At 69.4% G+C, this 8097-nt stretch carries 11 protein-coding genes; 2 read left to right on the top strand and 9 right to left on the bottom strand.

The window, feature by feature from the left end:
- The first annotated feature begins 92 nt into the window (after window positions 1-92).
- A complete protein-coding gene (hemF, locus tag VJ655_RS09715) occupies window positions 93-965 on the top strand; it encodes an oxygen-dependent coproporphyrinogen oxidase (RefSeq protein ID WP_324110860.1) in 873 nt (290 codons plus the stop codon).
- Between the two features lie 28 nt (window positions 966-993).
- Here the strand turns inward: hemF and VJ655_RS09720 are convergent, their stop codons facing one another.
- The 9 genes from VJ655_RS09720 to VJ655_RS09760 all read right to left on the bottom strand — a co-directional run bounded on the left by VJ655_RS09720 (window position 994) and on the right by VJ655_RS09760 (window position 7212).
- The gene (locus VJ655_RS09720; RefSeq protein ID WP_324110861.1) at window positions 994-1848 is read right to left on the bottom strand and encodes an alpha/beta hydrolase; all 855 of its coding nucleotides are present in this window, start codon (window positions 1846-1848) and stop codon (window positions 994-996) included.
- Window positions 1845-2513: a hypothetical protein gene (locus VJ655_RS09725; protein WP_324110862.1), complete on the bottom strand. Its 669-nt coding sequence runs from the start codon at window positions 2511-2513 to the stop codon at window positions 1845-1847. Before VJ655_RS09725 ends, VJ655_RS09720 begins: the two co-directional genes overlap by 4 nt.
- A gap of 81 nt (window positions 2514-2594) precedes the next feature.
- Window positions 2595-3233, bottom strand: coding sequence for an Isoquinoline 1-oxidoreductase subunit (locus VJ655_RS09730; protein ID WP_324110863.1), 639 nt, complete (start codon window positions 3231-3233; stop codon window positions 2595-2597).
- Between the two features lie 41 nt (window positions 3234-3274).
- Entirely contained in the window at window positions 3275-3979 is a 705-nt protein-coding gene (locus VJ655_RS09735; protein WP_324110869.1) for a glutamine amidotransferase-related protein, read from the bottom strand.
- Between the two features lie 20 nt (window positions 3980-3999).
- Window positions 4000-5220 carry a CCA tRNA nucleotidyltransferase gene (locus VJ655_RS09740; RefSeq protein WP_324110870.1) on the bottom strand — a complete coding sequence of 407 codons (1221 nt, stop codon included), beginning with the start codon at window positions 5218-5220 and terminating at the stop codon, window positions 4000-4002.
- Window positions 5221-5285: 65 nt separating this feature from the next.
- Complete coding sequence (locus VJ655_RS09745) at window positions 5286-5933, bottom strand: CoA pyrophosphatase (RefSeq protein WP_324110864.1); 648 nt, start codon at window positions 5931-5933, stop codon at window positions 5286-5288.
- Window positions 5930-6520, bottom strand: coding sequence for a DUF1285 domain-containing protein (locus tag VJ655_RS09750; RefSeq protein WP_324110865.1), 591 nt, complete (start codon window positions 6518-6520; stop codon window positions 5930-5932). Before VJ655_RS09750 ends, VJ655_RS09745 begins: the two co-directional genes overlap by 4 nt.
- A gap of 39 nt (window positions 6521-6559) precedes the next feature.
- Window positions 6560-7105, bottom strand: a complete 546-nt coding sequence (locus VJ655_RS09755) for an N-acetyltransferase (protein ID WP_324110866.1) — start codon at window positions 7103-7105, stop codon at window positions 6560-6562.
- 62 nt (window positions 7106-7167) lie between these two features.
- Entirely contained in the window at window positions 7168-7212 is a 45-nt protein-coding gene (locus VJ655_RS09760; RefSeq protein WP_197056745.1) for a hypothetical protein, read from the bottom strand.
- Between the two features lie 136 nt (window positions 7213-7348).
- Between VJ655_RS09760 and VJ655_RS09765 the strand changes: the two genes are divergently transcribed.
- A partial coding sequence (locus VJ655_RS09765) for an MFS transporter (protein WP_324110867.1) occupies window positions 7349-8097 on the top strand: 749 nt, incomplete at its 3' end.

The raw sequence follows: 8097 nt of genomic DNA on the forward strand, positions 1-8097 counted from the left end.
ATCTTCGCCTATATGGTGTCGCCAACCGCTTCTTGTCGAATTCCCTCACGACCGGATTTGCACGGGGCCGCCGACCGGCTTAATCCGGCGACATGAGCACGCATCAAGACTTCGACGCCAAGAAAGCCCGCGCCCAGGCGTGGTTCGAAAGCCTGCGCGACCAGATCTGCGCCGAATTCGAGCGGCTGGAGGACGAAGCGCCGGCCGATCTCTATCCGGGCGTCGCGGGCCGTTTTGAGAAGAAACCCTGGGACCGCGCGGCTGGCGGCGGCGGGGTGATGGGCATGATGCACGGGCGCCTGTTCGAGAAGGTCGGCGTCCACGTCTCGACCGTGCATGGGACGTTCACGCCCGAGATGGCCAAGAACATGCCCGGCGCCGACGAGGATCCTCGCTTCTTCGCCACCGGCATCAGCCTGATCGCGCACATGACCAATCCGCGCGTGCCGGCCGTGCACATGAACACTCGCTTCATCGCCACCACCAAGAGCTGGTTTGGCGGTGGCGGCGACCTGACGCCCCTGCTGGGCTATCAGCGCCAGCAGGACTTCCCGGACGCCATCGACTTCCACGCCGCCTACAAGCGCGCCTGCGACAAGTACGATCCAGCCTGGCACGCCAAGTACAAGGCCTGGTGCGACGAGTACTTCTTCCTGCCCCACCGCAACGAGCCGCGCGGGATCGGCGGCGTGTTCTACGATCACCACGACAGTGGCGACTGGGAGCGCGACTTCGCTTTCACCCAGGACATCGGCCGGGCCTTCCTGGAGATCTATCCCACCCTGGTCCGCCGCCGCATGGGCGAGGCCTGGACCGCCGACGAGCGCGAGCAGCAGCTGGTCCAGCGGGGCCGTTACGTCGAGTTCAACCTGCTCTACGACCGGGGCACGACCTTCGGCTTGAAGACCGGCGGCAATGTGGAGTCGATCCTCAGCTCGATGCCGCCGGCGGTCAAATGGCCCTGATGAGGGGCGCCGGGGCGGGGTCCAGGCGTTAGGCGGGCCAGGCGACGACGCCGCTGGCGAGAAAGGTCGCGGCGAACGCCGCCACCTTGGCCTGACGCTCGGTCAGGTCCGCGCCCGCCTCGCCCGGCGGGAAATAGTCACCGTGGTCGTATTTCAGCCCGTCGCCCAGTTTCACGCCGGGAACCGATGGGGCGGCGGGGCGCGACCAGCGCGGGCCATAGCGGCCCAACGCGCCCCGAACCGGATTGTCCCGGTCGCCCAGGAAGACGTCGCCGAACCAGTCGCCGATCGGATAGGCCAGACGCAGCACGATATCCTTGCGCGAGGCGACGTAGGTCAGCCGGCCGCTGTTCTTGAGGCTGACGTCATAGGGCGTCTCGAGACAGTCGTCGTCGGTCGCCGCCGCGGTCAGGCAGACGCGCGCGGCCTTGCGGTCGAGGCCGGCCACCGCCTCCAGCGCCAGCCGGCCGCCCAGGCTGTGGGACAGGAAGCAGACGTCCTGCGCCGCGGCCAGCACGCGATTGGCGTAGCCCGCCAGCAACCGCCCGCCCCGCACGGCGTCGCGCCATTCGCCGGGATAGTTGATCACGGGGATCACCGCATCGCCCGGCCACAGCACCCCGACCGGCAGGAAATCTGGAGGCAGCAGCCCGTGAAGCCGCCGGTCCAGCAGGGCCAGCGACCGCAGCCCCTTGGCGTAGGTGACGTTGAAACCGTGGATCATGAACACCAGGGTCCGGCCCGCCGTCGCTCGCGCCGCCTCGAGGTCGGTCAGGAACCGCACCGAGGGATCCTGGCCAAGGCCCTGGCTCTCGATCATGCGCGCCGCGGGAGCCAGATCGCGACCGCCGGCGCCCGCGCGCAGCGTAAGATACAGGGTCATGGAGACGGCGCGCGTTCGGCCTTGACCGCCTTGGCCGCCGCGGTCAGGGCGCTGACCAGATCCTTGGCGACCGGCGCGATGGGCACGGCCAGGACGCCAACCAGGAGCGCGCCACCCCAGCCGTAGGTGTTTGGGACCAGCAGCGAGGCCACCTGCGCGAGCGCGACGGCGACAACCCCCGCCAACACGCGCGAGGCGTTCCGATAGGCCTGGTCGGCCAGATCGAAGGCCGCGTCCAGCCGCGCGCCGACGGCCGCCTCGGCGCGACCGAGCAGGTCGACGTCCTGTTGATCCAGCTCCGCGCCCGTGGCGAGCTTGCCCGCGACGATCGCCAGCGTCTCGGGGTCGACCTTGGCGACCCCGGCGAGTTGCGCGGCCGTCTTGTCGTTCAGACCGAGGCGCAGGATCGAGCGGATGGCGGCGATCTGGTCATCGCGGGGCCTGCCGTTGATCCAGTGGGACAGGATCACGCTCTCCCAGTCCGCGCCGATGGCCGCGGTCAGCACCTCCGACAACTCCGAGGCCGTCGCGCGCACATATCGAAAGCCGATCCGCGACACCCCGCCGCCGGGGATCGCCTTGAAAGCGTCGACGAGACTCATGGCGGCCATGCCCAGGCCGCCTATCGCCGCGATCGCGGCGATGACGATGTCGAGTTTCTCCATGCCCCGCTCCTGAAGAACGGCGCTATTCAGACAGTAAAATCGCGAAAATGCAAGGATAAGTAGTGTATGCGGGAAGTTCGCCTAGGCCGATGGGCAGCGGGCGCCCGCGTCGATCCAGGCCGCGATCAAGTCGCCGAACGCCCGCTGCGAGCCCGGCGCCGGCCTGCGGCCCGCGCCCGGGTTCCACGCCCAGCCGACCAGATGATCTTCGGCCATGTGATGTCGGATCTGATCCAGGGAGCGACCGCCATTGCGCGCGGGGTCCTTGATCTGCGCGCAGATGGCGCCCAGGGACTTGCCCTGCCAGGCCATCTCGACCGGCGCGAGCGCCCACTTCGGGTCGCCGGGTATGCTCTGGATATCCCGCCCCCAGGTCGGGACATTGGCCGAGCCATGGCAGGAGAAGCACGGCATCCCCGCCGGACCATGACCGCTGTCGCCGGCGACCATCGGCGGGTCGTGCGGATGAAGGTCGTCGCCCTGGGTCGGGCGGCGCTCGACCGGGTGGCAGTTGAGGCAGCGCGGGCTCTGGATCACCCTGCCCGCCTCGGTGAACAGGGCGACCGAACGCGCTCCGGGATCACGGATTGATTGGAAGCTGACGACCGTGCGCAAGACCTCGGGCGCCGACGCTGGCTGGGAGGGCTGGCCCGTCCCGGCCGCAACCGCGCCGCCGAGCGCCAGGGCTCCGGCAAGGATCGTGAGGGTGGTCAACCGCATGAACCGACTCCCGAGAGGTGCGAGAGTCGGAACGTTTTAGTTCAACGCGAAGTTTCCTGGGCCAGGAACCGCGTGATCCATTCGGCCATCCGGGCGCGATCGTTCGGCGCGGCCAGGCTGGCGATCGCGGCCTCGGCCTGTTCGTCCGTGAAACGCGTCCCGCGCCGCGCCTCGATCAGCGCCGTGGCGTAGGCCGGATCGAACTCGGGATGGAACTGCATCGAGATCGCCTTGGCCTCGTCGTAGGCCAGGACGCCGTAGGGCGTGAACGCGCTGCCGGCCAGCACCCGCGCGTCGGGCGGCAGCTCGACCACCTGGTCCTGGTGCGAGCCCGGCACGGCCACCGTGACGGCGTCATCCATCCAGGGCGCGGCGCCGGAGACGTCGTAAGCCTGCAAGCCCACGCCCCAGCCCTTGTCGGATTTCTCGACCTTGCCGCCGAACGCCTCGGCCATGATCTGGTGGCCAAAGCACACCCCGACCAGCGGCGTCTCGCCCTTGGCCTGGCGCAGGAACGTCTTCAGCGGCTCGATCCAGGGCAGCGGTTCGTAGACGCCCGCCGCCGAGCCGGTGATCAGATAGGCGTCGTTCTCGGCGGGATGCTCGGGCAGACGGCCCTTCTGAACGTCATAGACCCGATAGGCGTAGCGCGGTCCCAGCAGCGTCTCGAACATCGAGGAATAGCTGCCGTACTTTTCCAGCAGGTCGCCGGGCGGTTCGCCGGTCTCGAGCAGGCCGATCTTCACGCCTGTCTGCGTGCTCCGGCTCAATAGACCATCCCCTGGGCGACGGCCTTCAGACGTTCGATAACGCTGAACTTGTCCTCGATGAAGTCCTGGTCGATCCACCAGAGCTCCACCTCGCGCATGACCTTGCCGACCATCGGCCCCTTGGGCACGCCCGCCTTCATGACCTCCTCGCCCGACAGCGGAAGGGTCGGCGGGGTCCAGGTCTCGGCCAGGGCCAGCAGCGCCCGCCACTGCGGCGCGGTCGAGGCCCGCTCGGCGCCGGCCCAGGCCAATTTCACCCGATCGCGGAAAGTCGCCGTCCCCAGGGCGTAGATGACGCGGCGCGCCTCGCGCGGGCTCATCCAGGAAACGATCCGAGGCTCCTGGCCCACCGCCCCGACGATCCGGTCGCGGTCGGCGTTGGACAGGCGAAGCCCTTCGGCCAGCACTCGCGCGCCCTCGACATCGCCGGGGATCAGGGCGGCCAGGCGCAGGACCGGATCGGTCTCGAACAGCTGCTCGGTCTCAATGGCCACCAGCGCCTCGAAGCGGGCCAGCGACGTCACCGTGGGCAGGATCACGGGCATCACGCCGGCGGCGGCCATCAGCCGCAAGACCGCGCGCGGATCGTCGGCCGCCAGCGTCTTCATCAGCTCCTTCTGGATCCGCTCGGCCGTGCCGCCCAGCAGCATGTCCTTCAGCGCCCCGCAGGCGGCCAGCGCCTCGGCGTTCGGCTCGCCCCGTCCATACCAGGCCTGAAAGCGGAAGAAGCGCAGGATGCGCAGATAGTCCTCGCGGATGCGGGTCATGGGGTCGCCGACGAACACCACCCGCCCCTCGCGCGCGTCGTCCACGCCCTCGCCGGTCGGATCGTAGACCTGCCCCTCTGCGTCCGCGTAGAGCGCGTTGAAGCGGAAATCGCGGCGCTGGGCGTCCTCGGCCCAGTCGTGGGTGAACGCCACCACCGCCCGCCGGCCGTCGGTGGCGACATCCCGGCGCAGGGTGGTGATCTCGAACGCCCGCCCGCCCGAAAGCCCGGTGATGGTGCCGTGCTCGACGCCGGTGGGCAGCGCGCGCAATCCCGCCTGCTCCAGCGCCTCGATGGTCTGGTCCGGCGTCAGGACGGTGGCGATGTCGATGTCGTCGACCGGCTTGCCCATCAGGGTGTTGCGCACGCAGCCGCCGACGAAGCGAGCGCAGCCGGCGCCGCCCTTCGCCTCCAGCGCCGCCATCACCGCCCGCGTCTGGGCCGCCGCCATCCAGGGCGTCTTGCCGATCGATACGCCGCTCAATCCAGGCTCCCCCTCATGTTGTTGCTTGCAGCCTAGTCGGAATGCGCAGGCGCTTCATTGTAAAGCCGCTCGTAGAGCGACCGCAGCATGCCCGCCGTCGCGCCCCAGATGAACCGGTCGTTCCACGGCATGGCGTAGAAATTCCGCCGCTCGCCGCTGGGCGTGTCGCGATGTTGGCGTTGGTGGTTAGCCGGATCCATCAGGAAGCTGAACGGCGTCTCGAAGACGTCCGCCACCTCTTCCGGGCTGGGAACGAAGGTCGCTTGCGGATCGATGAAGCCGACCACCGGCGTCACGTGGAAGCCGGTCACCGTCTGGTAGCCATGCAGCAGGCCCGCCAGGGTGACGCAGGCCGGATCCAGCCCCACCTCCTCGTTGGCCTCGCGCAAGGCCGTGACCCACGGCGTCTCGCCCGGGTCGCAACGACCGCCCGGAAAGGCGATCTGGCCGGTGTGGCTGCGCAGGGTGTCGGCGCGACGGGTCAGCAGCACGGTCGGGCCATCTTCGTGCTCGACCAGCCCCACCAGCACCGCGGCGGGGCGCAGGGCGTGGGGGTTGTCGAACTTCATGCCGGGATTGAGGTCGAAGTCCGAACGCACCGGATTGGCCAGGCTGGGGTCGTAGCTCTCGATCGGGTCCAGGCGGCTGGCGATCCAGGCGCGGCGTTCCTCACGCGTCATGCCGTCGCCGCTCCGGGCGGGGCGATCGGGAAGAACGCGCCATTCGAGGTCACGCCCCAGGTGTCGCCCCGCGGCGTGGCCATCTCGACCAGCTCGTAGAAGACCGGACGGGCGATCAGCGCCTCCAGCCCCCGGCGCACGTGCAGATAGGGGCGCGGCTCGCCCGTGGCCGGATCGATCTCGACCCGGATGGCGTTGTCCGGTCCCGCCACCACGGTGTCGCCGACATTGGTCTGGAAGACCAGCGCTTCTCCCCCCTCGCCTTCCAGTCGGTCGACGCGCGTGGCGATGAACGGCGCGTCCTCGACCGTGATCTTCATCTTCTCGACGGGCGTGACCAGGTAGTAGCCGTCCGGATCGCGGCGCAGCACCGTCGAGAACAGCCTCACCAAGGCTTCGCGGCCGATCGGTGAGCCCTCGTGGAACCAGACGCCGTCCTTGCGGATGCGGATGTCGATCTCGCCGCAATGGGGCGGGTTCCACAGCCATACCGGCGGCAGGCCGCGTTCGCCGGCGGCCCCCGCCTGCGCGTTTCGGGCCGCCTGGGCGACGCCTTCCAGGCCGGGAGTGGCGGGCGCGTCGGTCATGCCGATCAGTTAGGCCGTCCCGCCCTCCGGCTCAAGCGATCATGCCGCGGGTTTGGCGCCGGGCGCGATCGCGACGAGGCCGGCCAGGCCCTCGTCGCCGCCTTGCCGCAGCGGCAACAGCAGCACGCGGCGTTGATCCACCGGTCCCGGCATGACCACGTCAGCCGTATGGGCGTTGGTGAAGCCGATCCGGCCGAAATAGGGTCCGTCGCCGACCAGCAGCACCGCCCGCCATCCGGCGGCGCGCGCGGCCTCGCAGGCGTTTTCGACCAGGGCTTGGCCGAGGCCGGCGCTGCGCTCGTCCGGATCGACGGCCAGCGGCCCCAGGAAGGCGACGGCCTGGCCGCCGATCGTCACCGGCCACATCCGGCAGCAACCGACGGGTTCGCCGTCACGCAAGGCGACGAACGAGCAGTCGCCCAGCAGGGCGTTGCCCTCACGCAGGCGCTCGGACGACTTGGCGAAACGGCCGGGGCCGAACACCCGGTCGATCAAGGCGGTGACGGCGGCCTCCATGGCCGGGGTCTCGTGGACCAGCGGCGGGTAGGCGGGCGCGGAATCAAGGGTCTTTGGAACGGAGGTCATCGGCCTTCGGAAATACGAGAGAACGTCGGGGGCTCCCGACGCGAAGGCGCGAAGGGAGAGCTTCAGATCGTGGCGCGTTCGCGCGGCATTCGTCGCAGGCGTCGCATGCCTGGCGCTCCTCATTGGTTCGGATCGCGGCTTCGCCACGGTCCAAGGCTCCAAAAGATGCGCGCGCTGTAGGACCAAGCCTTTCTCAGGTCAATAACGTTGCGGCGCGGGAGCTTCGCCCTATGTTGCGACCCAATGTCCGACCCTGCCTCCGCCCCCCGCCCAGACGAAGCCGCCGACACGTCTACCCGAGCCCTGTTGCGGGAGCGTGACTTCGTCATGTTCTGGGTGGCGCGCTTCGTCTCCACCCTGGGGGTGCAGATCCAGTCGGTGGCCCTGGGATGGCAGGTCTACGCGATCGCCCGCCTGACCCTTTCCGTGGGCGAGTCGGCGTTCATGGTCAGCATGATCGGCCTGGCGCAGTTCGTGCCGCTGTTCCTGCTGACCCTGATCGCCGGCGAGACGGCGGATCGACGGACCCGCAAGCTGATCGTCGCCGCCACGCTGGCGCTGGACGCGGTCAGCGCCGGCGTTCTGCTGACCCTGGCCCTGCTGGGCTCGCATCACCTGTGGCCGATCTTCGCCGTCTCGGTCGTATTCGGCGCCAGCCGCGCCTTCCTCTCCCCCGCCAGCAGCGCCATGGGCCCCATGCTGGTGCCGCGCCCGCTGCTGCCGCGCGCCATCGCCTGGAATTCGCTCTCCTGGCAGGCCGGCTCGATCGTCGGCCCGGCGCTGGGCGGCCTGCTGCTGATCCACTCGCCGGCCATGGCCTTCGGCGCCTCGCTGGCCCTCTATAGCGTCGCCGCCCTGCTGGCGCTGATGATCCGCCACCCGACCAAGCCCGAAAGGCAGCCCGGGTCGCGCATGGAGCTGATCAAGGAAGGCCTGTCGTACGTCTGGAACAACAAGATCGTCTTCGGCTCGATCTCGCTGGACCTGTTCGC

It is taken from the genome of Caulobacter sp., from assembly GCF_035254145.1.
In the GTDB taxonomy this organism is placed as follows: Bacteria; Pseudomonadota; Alphaproteobacteria; order Caulobacterales; family Caulobacteraceae; genus Caulobacter.